The organism is Sporosarcina sp. P37, assembly GCF_002109365.1.
Taxonomy (GTDB): Bacteria; Bacillota; Bacilli; order Bacillales_A; family Planococcaceae; genus Sporosarcina.
In genome coordinates this window covers 620,242-643,964 of the sequence record NZ_CP015349.1, presented here as the reverse complement: position 1 = coordinate 643,964, position 23,723 = coordinate 620,242, and the positions used below count along the sequence as shown (strand labels likewise).

Sequence of the window (23,723 nt, the reverse complement as noted above, 5' to 3'; positions counted from 1 at the left end):
TAAGCTTGTTTGTCAAACGCAGGTGTGATAAAGTGAAAGAAGTACAGGATTGGGGTTTTGCTAATGAAGAAGAATGAAGAGTTTGTTCAGTCGGTAAATCCTAAAGGTCAAAAAAGTTGTGACAGTTTCCATAACACTATCGAGTTTATCGGAAAGCGCTGGATGGGAATTATCATTTATCATTTATTAGACGGACCGAAACGGTTCTTTGAATTATCATCGGAAATCGACGGAATATCAGACCGGCTTTTAACGGAGCGATTGCGTGACTTGGAAGCGCATGGTCTGGTAGTCAAAAATCAGTCCGATCCGACAGTCAGAAAAGTGGAGTATGAACTCACGTCAAAAGGAAGAGAATTAGAAGGCATTATTCAGGCCGTTTTCGAGTGGGTGAAGAAAAACGGCTGCTGTTATAAGGAGTGAATGAATTGATTAGAGAACAAGCAAAACAATGCAGCGGAATTCCGTTATCGATATTAGATTTAGCCATGATCAATGAAGGGAGTCATGCAGGTCAGTCATTTAAAAATAGTGTGGATCTCGCGCAGCATGCAGAAGAATGGGGATTTAACCGCTACTGGCTAGCAGAGCATCATAATATGCCGGGTGTTGCAAGCTCCGCCACTTCCGTCATTATTGGCCATGTGGCACAGATGACAAAGGACATTCGTGTCGGGTCAGGCGGCATTATGCTGCCGAATCATGCATCGCTTGTTATAGCGGAACAGTTCGGAACACTCGATGCCATGTATCCGGGGCGTATTGATCTGGGGTTAGGCCGTGCGCCGGGAAGCGATCAGGCGACAGCATATGCTCTTCGCCGGACACTGCAAAGCGGAGGAGAAGATTTCCCGCAGCAACTGGAAGAGCTGCGCAACTATTTCACCGGCAACCCAACAGACCGGGTTCGTGCATTTCCGGGGGCAGGTCAGGATATTCCTATTTGGCTGCTTGGTTCTAGCGGCTTCAGTGCACAGCTGGCCGCGCAGCTTGGACTGCCATTTTCGTTTGCCAGTCATTTTGCGCCGCAGTATATGATGCAGGCGCTGCAGCTTTATCATCAGAACTTCCGTCCGTCGAAAGTTCTTCAGGAGCCTTATGCGATGATGGGTGTGAATCTGATTGCTGCAGATACTGATGAACACGCACACTATTTGGCCACGTCGATGCAGCAGCAGTTCCTGAATATCCGTCAGGGGAAGATGACTCAGTTCCAGCCGCCGATCGAAGACGTCGATGCTGTGTGGTCGCCGTTTGAGAAAGAAGCGGTTGCGCAGCAGAGTGAAGCGCCTTCTGTCATTATCGGGGGGCCTGACACTGTAAAACGCCAGCTCGAAGACTTCATCGAAATGACAAAGGCGGATGAGCTGATTATCAGTTCCGGCATCTTCGACCATGAAGCCCGTCTCCGTTCGTATGAGATTTTAAGCAACTTGATGAACTAAATGAAAAAGCATCTGTCAGTCAGGAGACGTTCCTGAACGGTAGATGCTTTTTGTTTAGTTATTGTGCGTCAATTTCTTCTGTCAGTTTTTCAATTTGATCAATCAGTTCGCCGATGTAGGAAATCGTATCGCGCAGCGGTTTTTCTGTCGTAATATCGATTCCTGCCATCTTTGCAAGTTCCGCCGGTTTTTTGGAGCCGCCTGCACGCAGCGCCTGGATCCAGTCTTTAACGGCAGGTTCACCTTCATGAAGGACGCGCTTTGCCATTTCAGTGGAGATGGTCAGTCCGGCACTGTAGGTATACGGATATAAGCCCATATAATAATGCGGCTGCCGCATCCACGTCAATTCCGCACCTTTATTGAGCGTAATACTGTCACCCCAGAACTCTTCCAGCACGCCGCGTTTTAATTCATTTAAAATAGAGGCGTTGACGTTGCCGCCTGCATCTGCCAGCTCATACACTTTACGCTGGAATGCGGCTTCAAGCAAATGCGTGACGAAGTTATGATAGTACGTCCGGGATACGATTGATGACAGCACCCAGCGCTTAAATTTCGGGTCGTTAGAGTTCTTCAGTAAATGATTGGCCATCAGCATTTCATTCATCGTAGACGGTGCTTCGATAAAATACAGTGAGGATTCGGAGTTGAAAAGGTTTTGCGCCTCGTTCGCATGATGGAAGTGTCCGGCATGACCCAGTTCATGCGCCAGCACAAAGACGTCTTCCATGCTACCTGTCCATGATATTAAAATGAACGACCCGCTGCCATAAGGACTGGCACAAAATGCCCCCGTAGATTTCCCTTCATTCTGCGCAAAGTCAATCCAGCGCTCTGAATACGCACGGTTGACCATGTCGAGGTAATCCTCTCCCATCACAGAAAGGGCGCCGGTCATATACTGTTTCGACTCTTCCACTGTGATGGATGGCTCATACGATGGATCAACCGGTATTTTTAAGTCGGCAAATGTCATTTCGTCAAGTCCATATATTTTCTGAAGAAGCTTCGCATACTTTCGCATATGCGGCGCCAGATCTTTCATAATGACGTCGATTTGCCGATTATACATGGAACGGTCTACGTCCTGTTCCATCAATAGATAGTCAATAACCGAGTCATAGCCGCGCAGGTCAGCGGTCGTTTTTTCCATCTGCACATGCATATCATATGTTTTTGCAGTCGTGTGCTGATAGTTTCGTAACGTGTCGGAGAAGGTTTCGAAAGCTGCCCGTCTGACTGCTGTCTCAGGTTCAGACTCCCATTTTCCTTCAAATGAAACATAGCTCAGCGGATAATTTTTTCCGTCGGCTGTAAAGTCAGGGAAACGGATATCCGCCATTTTCGTTGTATTGTAAAGCGAATACGGAGCCTGGAAGGAAGAAGAGAGGGCAGCGAGTGTTTTCTCTACTTCGGGATGCAGCTGATATGGTTTTTCACGTATGATTTTTTCAAACAAAGCCGCATAATCATCCGACTGCTCACTCGCCTGCTTCAGTGTTTCCTCAGACAGTTCCGTTAATTCGCTCATAACGAAAGAAGTCTGGCTGGCAATTTTTGCAGCAATGGAGCCGAATTGACTTTCTCTCATTTGCGCTGCATCATCTGTCAAATCGACACTTGCCGCCAACTCTGCATAACTCGAAATTTTCACGAGTTTCTCTTGCAGGCTGCGGTATGCATCCAGCGCGCGAATGGCCGAATTCGCATCGGTGATAGTTCCTTTATAGTCCCGGCTAAAAGCAGCCGCCTGACTTTCTGCATCTTTTACGGCCTGCTGATAAGCCCGTTCATCTTCAAATAACGTGTTCAGATTCCACGTTTCTTGTTCGTTTACAGCTGTTCGTTTAGGCAAGCTTTTGACCACTGTGAATCTCTCCTTCAAGTCAATTATTCGATTATCGAATTAATTACAGTATAATATACCAACTCGCCGCAATACAAAATTATGGTTTATTGGAAAGGATGAATTCCATCAGCCAATCCACTTGCATAGGACCATTGACGACTTGATAATAAAGGCGGTCATTTTGGATTAAAATCCCTTCCTCAATCAGAATGGTCATACGGTTGCCCGTTTCATCAAGCAGATCAATGGTGAAGAGCGGCTGATCATCAAATAATTGCAGTGTATCCGGATCTACACGCTCATAATCATAGGCTTGAAGAAATTGAAGCAAACGGTCGGCTTCATCGATTTGTTCCACTTTCCAGGTGACGACAGTCTGCCCGTGAATGCCAGGCTGTTTAAAAATAATAGTTGAATAAGGCGACGCGCCATCTAATTGTTGTTTCTGTAATTGATCAAAAGGACGGGAGGCAGATTCGTTAACTGTCTGAATCATGACATAGAAACCGCCAGCCACTAATAAAGCCAATAAAACCGCACGAAATTTCATTGGATGTTCCCCCTTCCTTAACAATATGTTTCTCACTAGTATATGAAAGGGTATGACTGAATAGGCACTCTGCAGACGTTTAGCAGACAGATATTTTGTTTTAGGTCGATATTTCAATATTCGGAATGTATAATAGAGAGACTTCAACGAAAAGGGAGGCAGTTTATTTGAAAGAATATGTGACGCATGCGATTCAAGATGATTATCCGGACGACTTTTCGTGGTGCTATGGCTGCGGCAGCCTGAATGAGAAGGGAAACCATTTCAGGACGGGCTGGGAAGGTGAACACACGGTAACGTATACGCTGCCGCCTGAAAAATATACAGCAATACCCGGCTTCGTGTACGGCGGATTCCTTGCCTCGTTTTTGGATTGCCACGGAACGGGGTCATGTTCGCTGGCCTTACACCGAAAAAATGGCCATGAGCCCGGTGACGGTTCTGTACCGCCGCGATTTGTAACGGCTTCATTGCAAATTACATACAATAAGCCGACTCCGCAAGGGAAACTATTGAAAGCAGTCGGACGGGTGACGGAAATTCATCCGAAAAAGTGGAAAGCAGAAATAGAGATTTTTGCAGAAGATGAATTATGCGCCGCTGGAGAAGTCATTGGCGTAGTGATGCCTGCTACATTCACGAAGTAGAACAGACAACTAGAGAAGGTGTGAATAGATCGTATGAACAAATCTCCGCAAGCCGCCGCAGCAAATCCTGTGTTTCCGATTATGATCGCCATTGCAGTGTGTCATTTATTCAATGACACATTGCAGGCAGTCATTCCGGCGATGTTGCCGATTTTGGAGAAAGAATTTCAATTTAGTTATAAACAATTAGGTTTCATCGTGTTTTCTCTGAATATCGTGGCCTCATTACTGCAGCCGGTTGTCGGATATCTCAGCGACCGCAAACCAAAACCATTTGCTCTGCCTATTGGCATGACGTTTTCTTTGATCGGAATGGCGGGACTGGCACTGGCTCCAAGCTACTGGCTGATTATTCTGTCCGTAATGCTGCTCGGGCTCGGCTCAGCAGTCTTTCATCCGGAAGGTTCACGTGTGTCATTTTTAGCAGCGGGAGATAAGCGGGGGCTTTCACAATCCATTTATCAAGTCGGAGGGAATACGGGACAGGCACTCGCTCCATTGATCAGTGCTTTTGTGCTCGTGCCTCTCGGTCAAATCGGGGCAGCAGTTTTCGTGCTGGTTGCAGCCGCAGGAATTGCTTTATTAACACGTATCTCTTTCTGGTATAAGAGACAGTTGGACGAAGAAAGACTGGGTAAGCGCAAGAAAGCATTACTGACAACTATGGAAAGCCTGACAAAGAACCAAGTGATGATTGCACTTATACTATTAATGATTATCATTTTTGCCCGTTCATTCTATGTAACGAATATTACGAGCTTCTATATCTTTCATCTGATGGACAATTATGGCATGACGATTCAGCACGGGCAGCTGTATGTCTTTATATTCCTCGTGCTTGGCGCAGTCGGAACATTTTTCGGCGGGCCTATGGCGGACCGGATCGGGCGAAAGAAAGTAATTGTTCTGTCGCTGCTTGTTCCATTGCCGCTCAGTCTTTTGCTGCCTTATGCACCGGTGTGGGCGATTATTGTCTTGCTGATCACTATTGGGTTTTTCATTATGCTCAGCTTTTCGGTCACCGTAATTTATGCGCAGGAACTGGTGCCTTCTAAAATTGGTACGATGGCCGGACTGACAGTAGGACTCGCATTTGGAATGGGTGCAATAGGTGCTGTTGCCATCGGGTCATTAATGGATGTAATCGGTGTATATGAGACGATGATTATCACTTCATTCCTGCCGTTCATTGGTTTGGTCGGCCTGGCTTTGCCGCGTGATCAAAAAATCACTTCAGCTTCGTAACAGCAAAACTGCAGTTGTTTTGCAGGCAAAAGCACGAATGGAGTGAAAAAACCGTATGTTCTTTGACGTATGGAACGTGATATTCTTCATTTTTTAGCAGATAGAGTAAAATCATTAAGAAAAGCAGGTGTGCGAAATGAAAGTAGTTAATAATATGGCAGAATTAATTGGTGATACGCCGCTCGTGAAAGTGCGGACGCTCGGAGAAGCTGCCGGTGCAGCAGTCTATGTGAAACTGGAGTATTTTAATCCGAGCCGCAGCGTGAAAGACCGTGCGGCATATGAAATGCTTGCGAAAGCTGAACAAACGGGGCTATTGAAGCCTGGCGCAACGATTATCGAGCCGACGTCAGGCAATACAGGCATCGGATTGGCGATGAATGCGGCCGCGAAAGGCTATCCTGCGATATTCGTTATGCCGGACAATTCGACCATCGAGCGCATAAACCTGATGAAGGCTTACGGAGCTAAAGTCGTGCTGACGCCAAGTGCGGAACGTATGCCGGGAGCCATCGCCAAAGCAAATGAAATCGCCGAATCGATCGGCAACAGCTTTATCCCGATGCAATTTGAAAACGAAGCGAATCCGGACAGTCACCGAGAGACAACGGCAGTAGAAATTATTAAAGCGATGGAATCTGCCGGCCGAAAATTAACGGCCTTCGTCTGTACGTCAGGGACAGGCGGCACGGTGACTGGAACCGGCGAATCATTGAAGCAGCACGACCCTGCAATTACTGTTCACGTCGTGGAGCCGGCGGGATCGCCGGTATTATCGGGCGGTAAACCAGGCAAACACAAACTGGTCGGGACAAGCCCAGGTTTTATTCCTCCGGTGTTAAACACGAAAGTGTATGATGAAATTTTCCGTATTGAAGATGAAGATGCCTATAATACGGTCAGACAATTCGCAAGACAAGAAGGGGTCTTACTCGGACCTTCTGGCGGCGCTTCTCTGTTTGCGGCACTGGAAGTAGCTAAGCGTCTGACACCTGAAGATACAGTGGTCTGTATCGCACCTGATTCCGGAGAAAGATATTTATCCGGGGATTTATTTCAATAAGAAATTACAAAAACACTTCTGCTCAGATGCGCAGAAGTGTTTTTTTATGTCCAGGAACTGGTGATGCACAGAAAAAAGCTTCAGTAATCAGGTAGATGAAGGGTGTTCTGCGGAGAATGAAATTGATTGAAAAATAAAACGATAAATACTATTGACAAATCCTACGACAATGGTAGATTATATATATACAAAACATATAAAGTTAGTAGGGATTGAAAGTTGCAAGCAAGTAAAGGGAAAATCTTTGCAAGGGGGAATCGGCATGTACTTAACAATTAAAGGGATTGAGAAGAGCTTTCCCCATAAAGAAAAAGGTACGGTCAAAGTATTGGACAATATTGATCTGGAAGTGGAAAAAGGTCAGTTCGTTTCCATCGTGGGTCCGTCAGGCTGCGGCAAGTCCACTATGCTTTATTTGATCGCGGGTCTTGAGAAAGCAGATCAGGGGAAAATTAGTATTAATGGCAAAGAAATTAAAGGCTCCGGTTCCGACCGGGTAGTAGTCTTTCAGGAAGCAGGACTATTCCCATGGCTGACAGTACTCGATAACGTCACGTACGGGCTGCTTTTAAAGAAGATGCCAAAGAAGGAAGCTGAAGAAAAAGCGATTGAAATGCTGAAGATGGTCCACTTGGGAAATTATATTAACTCCTATCCGCACCAGCTGTCAGGCGGGATGAAGCAGCGGGTATCCATTGCACGGGCATTGGTGATGGAGCCAGATATCCTGCTGATGGATGAACCGTTTGCAGCGCTTGACGAACAGACGCGTATGGTGCTTCACAGAGAGCTGCTTGATGTTTGGAAGAAAACGAAAGTAACCATTTTCTTCATTACACATAATATCCGTGAAGCCGTGCTGCTTTCACAGAAGATTGTAGTGTTTGCGACACGGCCGGGGAAAATTAAAGCAGTCTTTACATCGAATGACTCGAAGGACGGCGTGGAACCGAATGATATAACGCTGCAACTGGAAAAGCAGATATTAGCTGAGCTGCAAGATGAAATCGAAAAAGTGCTGAAGGAGGAGATGGGCGATGACTACAGCTTTAAGACGAATAGTGTTTCTCGGGATACTAGTGGCGATATGGGAAATCACATCTAGAGTATCGGATTTGCCAGAATTCATGTTTCCAAGTTTCACACAAGTCATGGCGACGCTCTTTTCGGGCCTCTTCTCCGGTCAGATTTTGACTGCAATCGGTGCCAGTCTTAGCCGGCTGCTGATCGGCTTCACCATTGCATCCATTCTCGGTCTTGTACTTGGTTATCTGATTTGGCGCTATAAGCTGGTGGAAGACACACTTGGTTTTCTCGTAACAGCATTACAGTCGATTCCAAGCATCGTTTGGTTTCCGCTTGCGATCATCTGGTTTGGCCTCAATGATTTTGCTATTTTATTTATTGTTACATTAGGGGCTACTTGGACGATGATCGTTAATGCGACAAGCGGATTTAAAAATGTGCCCGTCCTCTATCAGCGGGTAGCGAAATCACTGGGATCAGGCGGATTTCACTTTTTGCGGACAGTGATTCTGCCGGCATCTGTCCCGCAGCTGATTTCGGGTCTCAGAATAGCCTGGGCGTTCTCCTGGCGGGCGCTGATGGCAGGGGAGCTGCTCGGTGCAAGTGTCGGTCTCGGCCAACTTCTTGAAGCAGGACGCGCACTTGGTCAGATGGATCTGGTTATTTCCGTCATGATTATTATCGGTGTTATCGGTACGATTATGGACAATGTTTTATTTTTACGTTTAGAACGCAGTGTGGAAAGAAAATGGGGAATTCGGGCGTAATTTGCGCTTAGAGAAAAGGGGAAAACATATGAAGAAAAAACTTTTGGGTATATTGCTTTCAGCAGTGGCAGTTGCAGGAATTTTATCCGGATGCGGAAAAACTGATGCAGGCAGTGAAGAAAAAAATGAAGTGAAAATCGGGTACTTCCCGAACCTGACGCATATCGCTACGATCATTGGGCTGGAGAATAATTATTTCGCTGAAGAATTTGGTGAAGATATCAAGATTACGACAAAGACGGTCAGCAACGGCGGATTATTCATGGAAGCAATGGCATCGAATTCAATTGATATAGGAACAGTAGGACCGGGCCCTATCATCAACTACTACGTAAAAGACCCGAAATACCATATTGTTTCCGGAGCAGTAAACGGCGGCGCTGTGCTAGTGGCAGACGGTGAGAGTGGAGTTAATGAACTGGCGGATCTAGACGGCAAGCGCGTGGCGATTCCCGTAATCGGCAGTACGCAGGATGTCATGCTGCGCAAAGCATTGAAAGACGTCGATCTGAAAGCAAAAACAAACGGCGGAACTGTAGAATTATTCGCGGCAGCTCCGGCGGATACTGCAACACTGTTCATTCAGGATTCAGTTGACGGCGCGGCGACTCAGGAGCCGTGGGGATATATTTTACAAAATCAGGCAAACGGCAAATTGATTCTTGACTGGGAAGACTTTGCGTGGGGGAAGGAATCCACAAATACAGTAGTCGCAACGAGTGAGGCGTTTCTTGGCAATGAGAAATTATTGAACGCGTATTTGGCAGCACATGCCAAGGCAGTTCAGTTCGTTCGTGATGAGCCGGAAAAAGCGCAGGAATTGGTTGTAAAACATATTAAAGATTTGACTGGTAAAGAGCTGAACAGTGACGAACTGGAAGCCGCGTTCAGCCGAATCGAAGTGACGACGGAAGTGAATGAAGACGTCCTGCAGGAAATGGCTGATATCAGTCAGGAAGCCGAATATATTAAGACGAATGAAATTGACGGATTAATTAAATTGGATGCAGTGAAGAAAATTACAGGAAACTAATAGGTAACGGGTGTCCATTGCGGACGCCCGTTTTTTGAATGGACACCGCGCAGTTATTACAGCTAATTTAAATATGCTACTATATAGAGGGAACATAATTTCGCTAATTGAAAGGATGAGTACAGTGCTGGCAGATTTATTGAAAGAATCGAAACGTACAATTGTCTATACAGGAGCAGGCATGTCAACGGAAAGCGGATTGCCCGATTTCCGGTCCGCCAAAACGGGCTTGTGGGAAATGGAAGATCCGGCAAAAGTGGCGAGCGTAACGGCTCTGAATCAGCAGGTCGAACAGTTTTTCCAGTTTTATAAACAGCGCGTCTTAGCCGCAAAAGAAACAGGTCCGCACGCAGGACATGAGCTATTGGCGAAATGGGAAAAGCAAGGCCTGGTAAATGGTATTATTACACAGAATGTAGATGGTTTTCATACATTGGCCGGATCAAAAAATGTGATGGAACTTCATGGCACACTGCGCAGCGTGCATTGTGAAACATGCGGAAACGTCTACGGAAATGAACGGTACGAGCAGGATGAATTTTACTGTGACTGTGGCGGGAAACTGCGTCCGTCTGTCGTGCTGTTCGGCGAGATGCTGCCTGAAGAGGCGTTTATTCAGGCGATATTCGAGAGTGAGAAAGCAGATCTCTTCATCGTGCTCGGATCATCGTTAACAGTATCACCGGCTAACCAATTTCCGCTGATGGCTAAGGAGCAGGGAGCGAAACTTGTCATTATCAATATGGAACCTACTGAAATGGATCATTTTGCAGACTTGGTCATCAATGAACGTAAAATCGGTGAAGTGCTGAAAGAGGCGGATAACGCATTGGGGAGCAAGTAATTCGAGGATAGAAGGATTGGGCGTAAAACAGGAAGATGCTGCATAACTTTCATCTGCTGCGCCCTTCTTTTTGTCTCTAATTTTCTAACAGAGAAAGGGGAATGGATTTGAAATTTTTCCATACAGCTGACTGGCATTTGGGCAAGCTCGTGCAAGGAACCTATATGACAGAAGATCAGCGATATATATTACAGAAATTTATAGAAGATATTAAACAGGAAAAACCGGATGCTGTCATCATCGCAGGTGATTTATATGACCGGGCGATTCCGCCGACTGAAGCGGTAGCTTTATTAAACGATGTCTTGCAGGAAATTGTCATCGATCTGCAAACCCCTGTTATCGCTATTGCAGGAAATCACGACAGCCCGGGCCGCCTTCATTTTGGCAGTACGTTTATGAAAGAACAAGGACTTTACATAACTGGAGAATTATCAGCTGATCTTTCGCCGGTGAAACTGAATGATGAATTTGGCGATGTGTATTTTCATTTGATTCCTTACGCAGATCCGTCTGTGGTCAGTCACTTGCTTAAAGACGACAGTATTTCAAGTCATCAGCAAGCGATGAAACAAATTATTGAGCGTATCACACAGTCAATGGATGAAAATGCGCGGCATGTTTTTGTCGGACATGCATTTATTACTCCGCACGGAGAGAAAGAGGATAATACGAGCGATGCCGAACGGCCGTTATCGATCGGCGGAGCGGAGTATGTCTCTGCTGATCTATTTGAACCGTTTCATTACACGGCACTCGGTCATTTGCATCAGGCACATTTTGTAGGCAATGAAACGATCCGCTACTCAGGCTCTCCATTGAAATATTCCATTTCCGAAGAGAAACATCAAAAAGGCTATGTCATTGTGGAGCTGGATGGAAACGGCAACACAAAAATTGAGAAAAAGCTTCTTACTCCGCTTCATGATGTGCGGACTGTCGAAAGTACGATGGATGAATTATTACGGATGGAAACGAATGATGATTATGTATTTGTGAAGCTTCTCGATACTGTGCCTGTTATTCAGCCGATGGAAAAAATTCGTTCGGTCTTTCCGAATGCCATGCATGTGGAACGTAAATTATTCGTTTCCTCCACTGAAGGGCTCGGCGCAACAGCAGCCGTTGAGAAAAGAGAAGACGACCATGCCATGTTCGCATCATTCTTTAAAGAGCTGCAAGGGGAAGAGGCAGATGAAGAGACAAAAGAATTATTCGCGCAAGTTCTGTGGGATGTCATGAAGGAGGAGGACTGAGCATGAAGCCGATTACACTGACTATGACTGCGTTTGGACCGTATAAAGACAAAGAAACGATTGATTTTCGCGACTTGAAAGATCATCGTTTATTTGTCATCTCTGGAAAAACAGGTGCCGGAAAAACAACGATTTTCGATGGCATTTGTTTTGCGCTCTACGGGCAGGCAAGCGGGGAAGACCGCACCGAAACTAAAGCCTTGCGCAGCCAATTTGCCGATGACGATGTACAGACGACCGTCGAATTGACTTTTGACATCCATAACCGCAGATTCCGCGTTTTGCGTCAGATCCCGTATAGAAAGAAAGGGAATAAATCGGATACCCTCGGGCGCTGTGAACTGTTTGAAGAGAAAGATCAGCAATTCATTCCCGCGGTCGACCGTCAAATCGTCACAGAAGTCAATGAGAAAATTGAACAATTACTGGGGTTTACCCATGCACAGTTCAGTCAGATTATGATGTTGCCGCAAGGGGAGTTCCGCAAGTTTCTGACTTCTGATACGGGCAATAAAGAAGCCATTATGCGCAAAATATTTAAAACGGAACCGTACCAGAAAATCGTCGATCGCCTGAAAGTGAAAAAAGATGAAGCGAATGCAGAATATCTTCGGGAGAAACAGCTGAGCGATGCAATCCTTCACCAGATTCCTGCAAAATTGCCAGAACGTGATTCATTATTATTCAATGAACTCCAGTCCGAATACCCGAATTATCATCAATTGGTGTTAGGACTTCAGCAAGAATACGAACACCATACCGCACAATCTGCCGAAACACATAAAGAATACACCCGGTTATACGGCGCTCACAATGAAAAGCAACAGGAACTGCACAGCGCCCGATTAATCAATGACCAATTTATCAGGCTGCAGCAGCGCGAGCAGGAACTGCAAGTTTTACTGGCAAAAGAAGCAGAGATGAACAAGCTCGAAATGCAATTGCAGCAAGCAGAACGCGCCGCCCGGTTGGAAGATCTCGAACAGCAGGTACAGTCGAATGAGTCCGAATGGAAAAAGAGAGACAAGAGCTATTCAGAAGCGGTAATCTCTCTTTCGCATGCCGAAAAAGAGCTGAAAGCAGCGAAATTGTCTTTCGATCAGGAACAGGCGAGAGAAGACGAACGCAAAGAAGTGAAAGAAGGATTGCTGAAGCTGCAAAATCTTCTTCCGGCTGTTTCGGGACTGGCAGATCAGCGTCAGAAGCTGGATTCACTGCAGCAAAAAGTAGACCAGCTGGAGAAAGCTCTGGCAGAAAAACTTCATATGTCTCACGTGCAGCAGCAGTCCATCACGGCGCAGAAAAATGAAATGAAAGAATTAGAAACATCACTGGAACAATATGAACAGCTCGTAGATGAATTGGCGAATACTCGAGAGATTACTAAACAACTGAATTCCTATCAGCAGCAATTGACACAACGAAATGAGCTGAAGATTCAATGTGAAGCAGCTAAACAGACAGCTGAAGATGTTGCAGCGTCTTATCAGGCGCTTGAAAACAGATGGATCAGCAATCAGGCGGTCATTCTTGCTGCATCGCTTCATGACGGAGAGTCTTGTCCTGTCTGCGGCAGTAAAGATCACCCTGAAAAAGCGGCAGGCTCAGAAAAAGAACATATTACGAAAGAGCAACTTGATGCAGCCAAACTGGAATTGACGGAAAAAGAACGGATTTACCATACAAAACAAGCAGGAATGCAACAGTTGCAGCGGGATATAGAAGCGGCTGAAGCCGAACTTCGACAGCGGCAAGTGGAACCTGACCGCGATTATCAGAAAGAACTCGCCGCACTGACTGAACAAACGGCGGTCCTCAGAAACAAAAGAGACATGCTGAAACAGAAAAAACAACAGCAAAATCAGGCGGAAGCTGCCATGGAGGAACAGCATGCAGAAATTAAGGAACTTGAACAACGATTAAATGAATTAACAGGCGAGAGAGAGACAAAACAGGCTCTGTATCAGCATGCGCTTTCAACTATTCCGGAAGAGCTGCGTGAACTTTCCGCACTGCAGCAGCAAATCAAGTCAAAACAGTCGTTGAGTGAGCAGCTTGAAAGCACATGGAAAGCCATACAGCAGAAACTGCAGGATTCTTCTACAGAAAAAACGAAATGGGAATTGCGTGAACAGCTGGAAAAGGAATCTCTGGCGGAAATAAAAGAAAAAATGGATCAAAGCCAAGCTTTATTTGCGAAACGATTATCAGAAGAAGGCTTTGTTTCAGAAAAAAGCTATACTCAGGTGAAACTGCCGGCCACGCAGCGCCAGGCAATACAGCATCAATTGCGAGAATATGCACAGACTCTTCATACGCTTAAATCTTCCCTGGAAGAACTGAAGCAATCTGTAAAAGGCAAGGAGCCGGCTGACTTGGCTGTGATAGAGCATCAGGTGGATACTCTAAAAACGCAGTATGAAGAAGCCTTTGCTTCATATAACCAATGCAAAGCCTGGGAACAAGCTGCACAGGGACTGTCTGCCGAATTGGAAACAAGTAAATCACGTGAAGCTGAGCTTGAGAAAACATATGGAAAAATAACTAATCTTTACGATATCATGCGCGGCCAAAATCACTTAAAGATTTCGTTTGAACGCTATATTCAAATTGAGTATTTGGAACGCATTATCCAGGCCGCCAACATTCGGCTGCGGGATCTTTCAAATGGCCAATACGAACTGGTCCGAAGTGATCGCCAGGAAGCCAGAGGCAAACAAAGCGGGCTGGGCATCGATGTCCATGATGCGTATACAGGGCAAACAAGAGACGTCAAGACGTTATCCGGGGGTGAGAAATTCAATGCCTCCTTATGTCTTGCACTCGGCATGGCGGATGTTATTCAAAGTTTCCAGGGCGCAGTCCGGATGGAGACGATGTTTATAGATGAAGGGTTTGGCGCGCTGGATGAAGAAGCGATTCAGAAAGCCATCGATACACTGATAGCACTTCAGCAGTCAGGAAGAATGATCGGTATAATTTCTCATATCGATGAAATGAAAGAAGCGATTCCAGCAACACTGCAAGTGACGAAGCAGAAAGAAGGATACAGTAAAACAAAATTTATTCTGAACTGATTCGATTGACTGCACACATCATCCCGGCAATGTCCTTTCGGCTTGCGGAACAGTAAACGGGATGATGCAGCATGATTGTAAATTGCTGGCCATTTACGTTTGAAGGGTTCTTCGTGAGCCTTTCAAGCGATTTTTTTTGCAGCGCGTTGCCTGTGTACCCTAAAACTTCATGCGCCTAATCGAGTAGTCAGTAAGTTGGCAATACACGCAAAAGTTAAATGATTTACCGGACTGTTGATTTTCTGAATAGACAGGCGTAATATGAGGGAACGCAATATATTGCATACATAATTGTACTGTTGTTCATGGGAGGATTTCATTCGTATGGAGAAGAAATTATCGTTTTCGTCAAGCCTAGTTATAGGGGTTATGTTATTCGCACTCTTTTTTGGAGCCGGCAATTTAATCTTTCCCGCGGAGCTTGGGCAGCTCGCTGGAGATCAAACGTGGAAAGCGATGCTCGGCTTTTTATTCACCGGAGTAGGATTGCCTTTCTTAGGTATATTGGCCATTGGTTTTTCAGGGAAGAAAGATTTGCAGGACCTGGCAAGCCGTATTCATCCGGTCTATGCCGTGCTGTTCACAGCGACACTTTATTTAACAATCGGACCGTTCTTTGCTGCTCCTCGAACGGGAGCTGTAGCATTTGACATTGGTGTAGCACCTTTCCTGAACGGAATATCCATTGATTTGGCGCGCTTTCTGTTTACACTTGCCTTTTTTGGAATCAGTATGTGGCTGTCATTGAACCCGGCGAAAATCGTGGATCGGGTAGGGAAGTATTTATCACCGCTTATCATAATTATCCTAATTGGCTTAATTGTTATGACAGTCTTTAATCCGATGGGAACGATACAGGCACCCCGCGAACCATACAATGAAATGCCATTCTTCACCGGTTTCTTTGAAGGATATAACACGATGGATGCGCTGGCCTCACTTGTATTTGGAATCATCGTAATTAACGCATTGCATGCAATGGGGATTACAAATAAAAAACAAATTTTGGCTTCTACTGCCAAAACGGGATGTGTGGCAGCCGGATTTTTAGCGATCATTTATCTTGGAATTGCTTATCTGGGTGCAACGTCTGTCGGTTTATTTGGGCAGCTGAATGGAGGAGGTCCTGTTTTAAGTGAAACAGCTTCGTATCTGTTTGGTTCTGCCGGTCTGGTACTGCTGGGCGTTGTCATCATGCTTGCCTGTCTCACAACAGCGATTGGATTGCTGACTGCATGTGCAGAGTATTTTCATGCAATTATTCCGCGGATCAGTTATAAAGTTTTTGTGATTTTCTTTTCTGCGTTCTGCCTGATGGTGGCAAACTTCGGATTGGAGAATATCATTAATTTTTCCTTGCCTGTTCTCGTCCTGCTCTATCCGCTGGCAATGGTATTGATACTGCTGACGTTCGCCGGACCGTTATTCCGGCAATCCAGCATGGTGTACCGGACTGCAACAATGACTGCGTTCGTAATCAGTTTCGTCGAAGCGCTTGTAAAGTTCTATACTTTAGTGGAACGGCAAATGCCAAATTGGCTAATTGCTGCGGATGAATTGTATGAAACGTACATTCCGTATTATTCAGAGGGCATCGGCTGGCTGATACCTGTCTTACTCGTAACAGCGGCAACAGGCTTTGCAGCTGTGCTGTCCAATAAAGGAATGGGAAATACCGGTGTTATTGCTTCTAATAAAAAAGGCTGAAAGATGACTGAAGACGGACTCTGCTGATCAGGAGCCTGTCTTCAGTCATTTCAGCGCACGGATTGATTCTATTATCTGCAGAACGCAAAAGAGACTGGGACATAATATGAAAAAAGCGTAAAGGAGTTTTCCCTTACGCTTTTTTATGTCTATTTTTTAATAAATACTTTGCAAAGCATTTGAGTGGACCGGAGCGGAAAAAGGCCGACTCCTGCGGGATTTAGCGCGAATGTTGAGACCCCGCAGGAGCGCCAGCGACGAGGAGGCTCAAGCGCGCCCCGCGGAAAGCGTGCCTTTTGGGCGCAGGGGAACGGACTTTATTTTTAGTTTTGTCCCAGCCTCTTAACTCATCTAATCAGGAATCTGCTTTCTTAATTGAATGAAATTCCTCAATTGCGCGGAGCCAGTTTTCCCGCATGACACTGGTTACTTCTTCTCCGTTTCGCTGATTCATTAAATCAATAATCTGTTCATGTTCAGCAATCGATTTTTCCGTCAGTATAATAGAGTTATGGAAAAACAATCTGCGCACATGCGCCTGCAAAGAGACGAGCATAGAAGAAATATACTGGTTATCAGCAGTGTCCACTATAATCTGATGGAATTTCTCATCGATCTTCAGCGCTTGGAAATAATCTTCTTTTTCTACTGCCTGCGCAAAGCGTTTATTTGTATCGCGCAGTTTCTTTATGATAGCATCTGTCAAATTCGGGATGGACAATTCTGCCGACAAAGCCTGTAAAGCAGCTAGAGGGGGGAGCAGATCTGAAATGGATTCAGGATTAACTTCCGTTACCTGTGTCGCTTTACCGGGGAACATCTGAACGAATCCTTGTACTTCCAGCAGCTGAAGCGACTCCCGAATTGGTGTGCGGCTCACACCGAGCGCTTCTGCCAGTTCAACATCATTCAATTTTTCGCCCGGCTGCAGAGTTCCATCAATAATCCATTTTTGCAATTGACTAAACGCATTTTCTTTGGCTGTTTTACGAACAGGCTGCGCATGATTTGTTGGTATAGGCAATATATCACACCGTCTTTCTTCTAAAGTTGTTTTTTAGTAAGGCTAATCTCACTGTGCCCGATATACAATATACTACATCTTTTTACTGTTAAATAACAGTGAAATTTGAAATTTACAAAAATAATTGGAAATTACCATCGGGATATTTAGACGTTTCAGAAAATAATGTTGAATTAAATTCAAATAGTTCTTGTAGTTTCCGCGTGTATTTGTTAGATTAATTCTATACATAATTTGCTTTATACCAGTAGATTAAATTTTACAAATCTTCAAAAAAAGGTATTGCAAATTTAGTAAACATTTGTTATTGTTTACATGTGTACTATAACAAAAGACCAACTAAAATCGCTGTAACATATTATCTAGTAAGCTTGATGATGAAAGCGGTTTCAGAGAGAAGGGGGAAATACGAACCAGTTTACTAAAGTAACTTGCTACATAAAAGAGAAAGGGGATTACTAAATGAGCAATCACGGGGCGCGTGGAAAATCCACATTAGATTATGAAAAGATTGTTGAAACTGAAGACTTTAAAGGTCTTGTAAAAAGAAAGAAGACTTTCGCCACACCTTTTGTTGTTTTCTTCTTCGCAGCGTACTTTATTCTTCCTTTATTAACGGGCTACACAAAAGTTTTAGAAAAACCTGCAATTGGTGCAATGACTTGGACTTGGGTCTATGCATTCTCCATGTTCGTAATGGTATGGATCTTCACTTCCATCTACATGAACAAAGCAAGACATTTTGATGTTGAAGTAGACGAAATTATAGAGAAAAACGTTCTTAAATAAGGGGGCAGTGTTCATGAGTTGGATTTCCTACGTTATATTCTTCGCAGTAATCGCGCTGACGCTCTATATTACATACTGGGCGGCGAAACAGACAACTACAGCAAGTGATTTCTATACTGCCGGCGGATCATTAACTGGCTGGCAAAATGGTATGGCCATCGCGGGTGACTATTTATCGGCAGCATCTTTCCTGGGTATCGCCGGTGCGATTTCACTTAACGGTTTCGATGGTTTCTATTATAGTATTGGCTGGTTAACAGCTTATCTGGTTGTATTATTCTTAATTGCTGAACCACTTCGTAACCTTGGTAAATTTACGATGGCAGATATGATCGGTGCCCGATTCGGCGCAAAGAAAGTGCGAGGAGCTGCAGCATTAAATACGATCACTATTGTAATGTTCTACATGCTTGCACAGCTGGTCGGTGCGGGTGCGCTTATTAAATTACTATTCGGTATTGAGTATTGGATCGCAGTTCTAATCGTTGGAACAATGATGTTAATCTATGTTCTATTCGGCGGAATGACTGCAACAAGCTGGGTACAAATTGTTAAAGCTATTCTTTTGATGGCGGGTACAGTTATTATCTCCTTCCTTGTGCTTATGAAGTTCAATTTCAACTTCATCGGTATGTTCGAGACAATGAAAACCGCTACTCCTCATGGTGAAGCGTTCCTTCACTCAGGGGTTGTTTATAAAGACACAATTGGACTAATTTCAGTATTGATTGCCTTAGTTTTGGGTACTGCTGGTCTTCCGCACATCTTAATGCGTTTCTTCACAGTAAAGGATGCGAAAACAGCACGTTCTTCCGTTATCTATTCTGTATGGATTATCGGTATTTTCTATGTATTGACGATCTTCCTTGGATTTGGCGCAGCTAAATTCGTTGGATCAGACGCAATCATTGCAGAAAACGCTGCAGGAAACATGGCGGCACCAATGCTTGCCGGAGTTCTCGGCGGAGATGCACTTGAATCGTTCGTTGCAGCTGTAGCATTCGCTACAATTCTTGCAGTTGTTGCTGGTCTTGTACTTTCTGGCGCATCTGCAATCGCTCACGATATTTACGGACAAATCTTCAAAAATGGTAAGGTAACAGAGAAGGAGCAAGTAAATGCAGCTCGATGGGCTTCTATTGCAATCGGTGTATTCTCTATCCTTCTGGCTCTTGGTTCTGAAAAGCTGAACGTTGCGTTCTTGGTATCACTTGCATTCTGTGTTGCTGCTTCCGCAAACGTACCAACGATTCTGTTAACTATTTACTGGAAGCGTTTCAACACAACAGGTGCTGTTGCATCCATGTTGACAGGTCTAATCGTTGCACTTGTTCTAGTTGCGATCAGCCCATCTGTATTGAATCCGGTTGAAGGGGCTACTCTTATCACTGGAAATCCGATCTTCCCATATTCTAACCCGGCTATTGTTTCTGTGCCAGCAGGTTTCCTTGCTGCATGGATCGGTACAATTGTTAGCTCTAAGCGTCACGAAAAAGACGAAGTCGCTTATGCAGAAGTTCGATTCAAAGCAGAAACTGGTTACAAAGAACTTGATCTGTAATAACTTCTAGAAATTCAACTGATCGCCCCCTCTTCTACAAGCTCGCAGAAGAGGGGGCTATTTTTTTGGAATATAAAATTTAACTGAACATATGCAATGAGTACTGCCAGATAGAGTGTCTGAATAATAGTTATATGGATATCGTCACACTTAATTGAAACGGGAGGTTTTGGAATGCTGCAGACAATAAAAGACCGTAAGTTGTATGATAGAGTCCATAAAAATCCGCTGTTTGCCAATACAACAGAAGAGGAATTTGACAGGCTGTTACTCGCTTGTAAACTAAAGATATACGAAGAAGCAGAGAAATCAAATTACTTCAAAACACCGCAAGAAGGTTTGCTGATCGTATTAGAAGGTTCAGCAGAAGTAATGATTGAAGGACAGGACGGAAGCTCCGTGATGCTTGAAGTAATACAGGAAAATGAAATTATCGGCTTCTCGAATTTTGCTTATTACTTAGGTGAGATGGCAATGCCGCTCGATAAACATCATATCGATATGGAAGTAGCCAAAAATTCCATCTGTCTTCAAGTGCCCTATGATGTAATTAAGCAGCGGATGGACGATCAGGAAGTGCGTGATTATGTTCTGCGTAAGATGTCGCTCCGTCTGGCCAATGTTTATACTTCGCTGGGAGAACAAGTCCGGCTGGCAGATGAGTATGGAGAAAGCGAGCCGTACGTACGCCGGGTTCAAGATTTTATGAGCAGTCCGGTCATCACGATTCATGCGGATGCAGAAGCCCGGGAAATTGCGGAGCTGATGATTAAAAACTCCATCAGTTCTATTATTGTGACGGATCAGGCAGGAAGACTTCTGGGGATCGTGACAGAAAAAGACTTAGTGGAACGGGTAATAGCGGGCGGCGGTTCTCCTGCCGTACTCCGTGCGAAGGACATCATGACAAAGAAACCGCACACTGTGAAAATGACTGATTACTATTACGAAGCGCTGTCGAAATTCTATAAGCATGGAATCAAACATTTACCTGTTGTGAAAGCAGGAAAACCTGTTGGCATTGTGACATTTGCCACGCTTATGACGAAGCGCGACCGTAATTCAATGAATATCCTAAAAACTATTGAAGAAGCGTCATTTGAAAATCTGCCGGTTGTCAAAGAAGCAATATATGATGTGCTGTCAAATTTGATTCAAGACGAAATATCGACCATTCATACGCTGGAGATCATTACGAAGTTCTATGATCGTCTGGCAAAACATTGCGTCATGCTGGCTGTGCAGTCTCTGGAAGACCAGGGAAAAGGTGCGCCGCCCGTCCAGTTTGCCTGGTATCAGATGGGCAGCGGTGCGCGTGGAGAGCAGTTTATGCTGACGGATCAAGATCATTTTCTAGTCTATGAAGACGTTTCAAGGGAAGAAGCCGTGCAAGTGGAGAAGTACTTTGAGCTTCTCGGCAATGAAATAGTGGTTCATCTTGAACAGGCAGGATATACAAGATGCATCGGTTTCATGATGGCCAGCGAGACACAATGGCGGGGCACAATGTCTATCTGGCACGCCCGTCTCCGTCAGTGGGCTCTGCAGTCTACACCTGAACAAATCTTATTAGGCTATAATTTTCTTTCATTCCGGTTCCTTTACGGTGAAACAGCGGTAAATGACCGGTTTATTGAAATGGTACAGCGTCTGCTCGAAAAATCAGCGACATTTATTTACTATATGGCGCAGCAGGAAAAAGAAAAGCCGATTCCGCATTTGCAGCAGAATTTCCTAAATATTTTCCGCGGCCGCAGTAAAGCGGATGTGATTGACATCAAGAAACACGCGCTGTTCCCGCTGCACCACTGCCTGCAAATTTTAGGTGTCAGCAATGGAATTATTAACGCGACACCGCTGGAAATCATTTCAGCGTTGCAGAAAAAGAAAAAGATTACGAAAGACTTCGCGGAAGAAATAAGGCATGCGTATGAAATTTCTTTGAGCATCCGAATTTCCATGTCGTGGGAAAAGCATTTGCGTAATGAAAAAATCTCGACAGAAATTGATTTGCACTCGTTAAGAAGATGGGAATTGAATGAATTGCGCACCACTTTAGATACGGTCCGGGCATTGCAATCACATTTATTATCAAAATTATGAGATATCAACGGCGATAGTCCCTGTACAAAATCCGCGCATAATGTACTATATAAGTAGGGGGCGACATCATGTTTTGGAAAAAGAAAAAATTAACGTATGAACTGCAGCAGTCTCTTCAGCTAAATACACCACTTCAAGAAATGAATTTTACGGTATTTGATACGGAAACGACAGGTTTTGCCATCGGGGCAGATGATCGGATGATAGAAATCGGTGCGGTGCAGGTAGAAGGATTCGAAGTGACAGACCGCGTCTTTCAGACATTCGTCAACCCGTCTAGAGAAATTCCCCCTGTCATCAGCAAGCTGACCAATATACAACAATCACAAGTTGATCAAGCGCCTATGCCTTTGCCGGCCATTGAAGAATATTTTGCCTTTATTGAAAAAAATAAAAGTGCAGGCTGGGTGGGGCACCACGTCAGTTTCGATGAACTGGTCATCAAGAAAGAACTGAGCCGGCAGAAATGCACGTTTCAAAATCCTACTTCATTTGATACGATGCATTTAATCCGTTATTTGGATCCTACGGGTGAACAGCAGGATTTGGAAGACTATGCAAAGCTTTTCGGAACAGAGGTTTTTGAACGTCACCGTGCACTAGGGGATGCTTTAACTACTGCTCATGTCTTCACGGCATTGCTAAAAAAACTCGATCGTCAAGGCGTAAAGACGCTGGCAGACTTACTGCGCATTAAAAATGGCGGGGCACATAAATTCGCTTCCCAGACATAAACCTGCGGGCCGGCCATTCAAAGAAACTGGAATGGCCGGCCTGTTCGTTTATTGTGATATAGTGGAAATAAGAAGTTGAACAAATATCAAGGGACGTGAACGAATGAATAAACGTCAGTCGATTTTACTTGCCGTCATTATCCTGGCTGTCATCGTCTATTGCTGGATATTATTTTTTGAGCTGCCGGATAAGACTGGACATAGTACAGCAGCATACATAGACTTGCTGAAAAATTAGTTCATCTGGAGAGGGAGCGGATATATATGGAGATTGTGATCATTACAGGTGCTTCAAAAGGAATTGGCCGTCAATTGCTTAGTCAATTCAGCGATACAGGCGCTACAGTGTACGGAATGGCGCGGACAAACCCGGAGTCATTACATACGATGTATGAAGTGGATGTTGCTGATTATGGGAAATCTTCCGCGATTTTAGAGGGGATAATCAGTCAGCATAAAGATGAAGCGAACTCTTTCACTTTAATTAATAATGCGGGGATGATTGATCCGATCAGTTTGGCCGGCTCTTTGGATTCTCTGAAAATCGAGCAGGCAATTCAAGTGAACTTAACGGCACCGATTCAATTAATCAATACGTTTATTGATGCTTTAAAAGATTTCAGAGGCACGAAGAAAGTTTTAAATATATCATCGGGTGCTGGCCGCCATGCATATGAAGGATGGAGTATTTATTGCACGACGAAAGCTGGACTCGACCATTTTTCACGGGTTGTTGCATTAGAGCAGGAAAAGGCAGACTATCCGACAGGCATTGTTTCGATTGCGCCGGGTATTATTGACACCGGCATGCAGGAAACTATCCGTGCGTCTTCTGAAAAACAATTCCCGCATCTGAAGCGATTTATCGCGTACAAGCAGGAAGGCCAATTAAGTTCAGCACAAAAGACCGCAGAAAAATTAGTGCGATTTGTGAAGGAAACAAATTTTCTCGAATCAGAGCCTATTGCCGACATCCGTCAATTTGACTGAAAGGAAAGCC

Annotated in this window: 21 protein-coding genes; 18 read left to right on the top strand and 3 right to left on the bottom strand. The window is 44.7% G+C overall.

Going from position 1 to position 23,723, the window contains the following annotated elements:
- The first annotated feature begins 63 nt into the window (after nucleotides 1-63).
- On the top strand, nucleotides 64-423 hold the full coding sequence (locus SporoP37_RS03370) for a winged helix-turn-helix transcriptional regulator (protein WP_081242323.1): 360 nt from the start codon (nucleotides 64-66) through the stop codon (nucleotides 421-423).
- A complete protein-coding gene (locus SporoP37_RS03365; RefSeq protein ID WP_085430266.1) occupies nucleotides 420-1,445 on the top strand; it encodes an LLM class flavin-dependent oxidoreductase in 1,026 nt (341 codons plus the stop codon). The genes SporoP37_RS03370 and SporoP37_RS03365 overlap by 4 nt, the downstream gene beginning before the upstream one ends.
- 58 nt (nucleotides 1,446-1,503) lie before the next feature.
- On the opposite strand, the gene pepF is transcribed toward SporoP37_RS03365, so the two are convergent.
- Together pepF and SporoP37_RS03355 are read right to left on the bottom strand one after the other, a co-directional pair.
- Nucleotides 1,504-3,315, bottom strand: coding sequence for an oligoendopeptidase F (gene pepF / locus SporoP37_RS03360; RefSeq protein WP_085430265.1), 1,812 nt, complete (start codon nucleotides 3,313-3,315; stop codon nucleotides 1,504-1,506).
- A 79-nt stretch (nucleotides 3,316-3,394) separates the two neighbouring features.
- A complete protein-coding gene (locus SporoP37_RS03355; RefSeq protein WP_085430264.1) occupies nucleotides 3,395-3,847 on the bottom strand; it encodes a hypothetical protein in 453 nt (150 codons plus the stop codon).
- A 125-nt stretch (nucleotides 3,848-3,972) separates the two neighbouring features.
- Between SporoP37_RS03355 and SporoP37_RS03350 the strand changes: the two genes are divergently transcribed.
- From SporoP37_RS03350 to brnQ, 10 genes are all read left to right on the top strand, one after another.
- A complete protein-coding gene (locus tag SporoP37_RS03350) occupies nucleotides 3,973-4,494 on the top strand; it encodes a PaaI family thioesterase (protein WP_369821951.1) in 522 nt (173 codons plus the stop codon).
- A 33-nt stretch (nucleotides 4,495-4,527) separates the two neighbouring features.
- Nucleotides 4,528-5,739, top strand: coding sequence for an MFS transporter (locus tag SporoP37_RS03345; RefSeq protein ID WP_085430263.1), 1,212 nt, complete (start codon nucleotides 4,528-4,530; stop codon nucleotides 5,737-5,739).
- 136 nt (nucleotides 5,740-5,875) lie between these two features.
- Entirely contained in the window at nucleotides 5,876-6,802 is a 927-nt protein-coding gene (gene cysK / locus SporoP37_RS03340; RefSeq protein WP_081242317.1) for a cysteine synthase A, read from the top strand.
- A gap of 262 nt (nucleotides 6,803-7,064) precedes the next feature.
- Entirely contained in the window at nucleotides 7,065-7,907 is an 843-nt protein-coding gene (locus SporoP37_RS03335) for an ABC transporter ATP-binding protein (protein WP_085430262.1), read from the top strand.
- The gene (locus SporoP37_RS03330; protein WP_085430261.1) at nucleotides 7,840-8,595 is read left to right on the top strand and encodes an ABC transporter permease; all 756 of its coding nucleotides are present in this window, start codon (nucleotides 7,840-7,842) and stop codon (nucleotides 8,593-8,595) included. The genes SporoP37_RS03335 and SporoP37_RS03330 overlap by 68 nt, the downstream gene beginning before the upstream one ends.
- 28 nt (nucleotides 8,596-8,623) lie before the next feature.
- Nucleotides 8,624-9,628, top strand: coding sequence for an aliphatic sulfonate ABC transporter substrate-binding protein (locus SporoP37_RS03325; protein ID WP_085430260.1), 1,005 nt, complete (start codon nucleotides 8,624-8,626; stop codon nucleotides 9,626-9,628).
- Nucleotides 9,629-9,752: 124 nt separating this feature from the next.
- Entirely contained in the window at nucleotides 9,753-10,472 is a 720-nt protein-coding gene (locus SporoP37_RS03320; protein WP_081242313.1) for an NAD-dependent deacylase, read from the top strand.
- Nucleotides 10,473-10,579: 107 nt separating this feature from the next.
- A complete protein-coding gene (locus SporoP37_RS03315) occupies nucleotides 10,580-11,728 on the top strand; it encodes an exonuclease SbcCD subunit D (RefSeq protein WP_085430259.1) in 1,149 nt (382 codons plus the stop codon).
- Between the two features lie 2 nt (nucleotides 11,729-11,730).
- Complete coding sequence (locus SporoP37_RS03310) at nucleotides 11,731-14,805, top strand: AAA family ATPase (protein WP_085430258.1); 3,075 nt, start codon at nucleotides 11,731-11,733, stop codon at nucleotides 14,803-14,805.
- A gap of 324 nt (nucleotides 14,806-15,129) precedes the next feature.
- Nucleotides 15,130-16,512 carry a branched-chain amino acid transport system II carrier protein gene (gene brnQ / locus SporoP37_RS03305; RefSeq protein WP_085430257.1) on the top strand — a complete coding sequence of 461 codons (1,383 nt, stop codon included), beginning with the start codon at nucleotides 15,130-15,132 and terminating at the stop codon, nucleotides 16,510-16,512.
- 355 nt (nucleotides 16,513-16,867) lie between these two features.
- Here the strand turns inward: brnQ and SporoP37_RS03300 are convergent, their stop codons facing one another.
- Nucleotides 16,868-17,536, bottom strand: a complete 669-nt coding sequence (locus SporoP37_RS03300; protein ID WP_081242309.1) for a GntR family transcriptional regulator — start codon at nucleotides 17,534-17,536, stop codon at nucleotides 16,868-16,870.
- A 462-nt stretch (nucleotides 17,537-17,998) separates the two neighbouring features.
- Here SporoP37_RS03300 and SporoP37_RS03295 point away from each other — a divergent pair, with 462 nt between their 5' ends.
- The 6 genes from SporoP37_RS03295 to SporoP37_RS03275 all read left to right on the top strand — a co-directional run bounded on the left by SporoP37_RS03295 (nucleotide 17,999) and on the right by SporoP37_RS03275 (nucleotide 23,713).
- Nucleotides 17,999-18,325, top strand: coding sequence for a DUF485 domain-containing protein (locus tag SporoP37_RS03295; RefSeq protein WP_081242308.1), 327 nt, complete (start codon nucleotides 17,999-18,001; stop codon nucleotides 18,323-18,325).
- Nucleotides 18,326-18,338: 13 nt separating this feature from the next.
- Nucleotides 18,339-19,886 (top strand): solute symporter family protein, encoded by a 1,548-nt coding sequence (locus SporoP37_RS03290; RefSeq protein ID WP_081242307.1) that lies wholly within the window; start codon nucleotides 18,339-18,341, stop codon nucleotides 19,884-19,886.
- A gap of 174 nt (nucleotides 19,887-20,060) precedes the next feature.
- Nucleotides 20,061-21,989 carry a DUF294 nucleotidyltransferase-like domain-containing protein gene (locus SporoP37_RS03285; RefSeq protein WP_085430256.1) on the top strand — a complete coding sequence of 643 codons (1,929 nt, stop codon included), beginning with the start codon at nucleotides 20,061-20,063 and terminating at the stop codon, nucleotides 21,987-21,989.
- Nucleotides 21,990-22,057: 68 nt separating this feature from the next.
- Complete coding sequence (locus tag SporoP37_RS03280; protein ID WP_081242305.1) at nucleotides 22,058-22,723, top strand: 3'-5' exonuclease; 666 nt, start codon at nucleotides 22,058-22,060, stop codon at nucleotides 22,721-22,723.
- Between the two features lie 103 nt (nucleotides 22,724-22,826).
- On the top strand, nucleotides 22,827-22,961 hold the full coding sequence (locus SporoP37_RS17535) for a hypothetical protein (protein WP_255414215.1): 135 nt from the start codon (nucleotides 22,827-22,829) through the stop codon (nucleotides 22,959-22,961).
- 26 nt (nucleotides 22,962-22,987) lie between these two features.
- Nucleotides 22,988-23,713, top strand: a complete 726-nt coding sequence (locus tag SporoP37_RS03275) for an SDR family NAD(P)-dependent oxidoreductase (RefSeq protein ID WP_085430255.1) — start codon at nucleotides 22,988-22,990, stop codon at nucleotides 23,711-23,713.
- The last annotated feature ends 10 nt before the right edge of the window (nucleotides 23,714-23,723 follow it).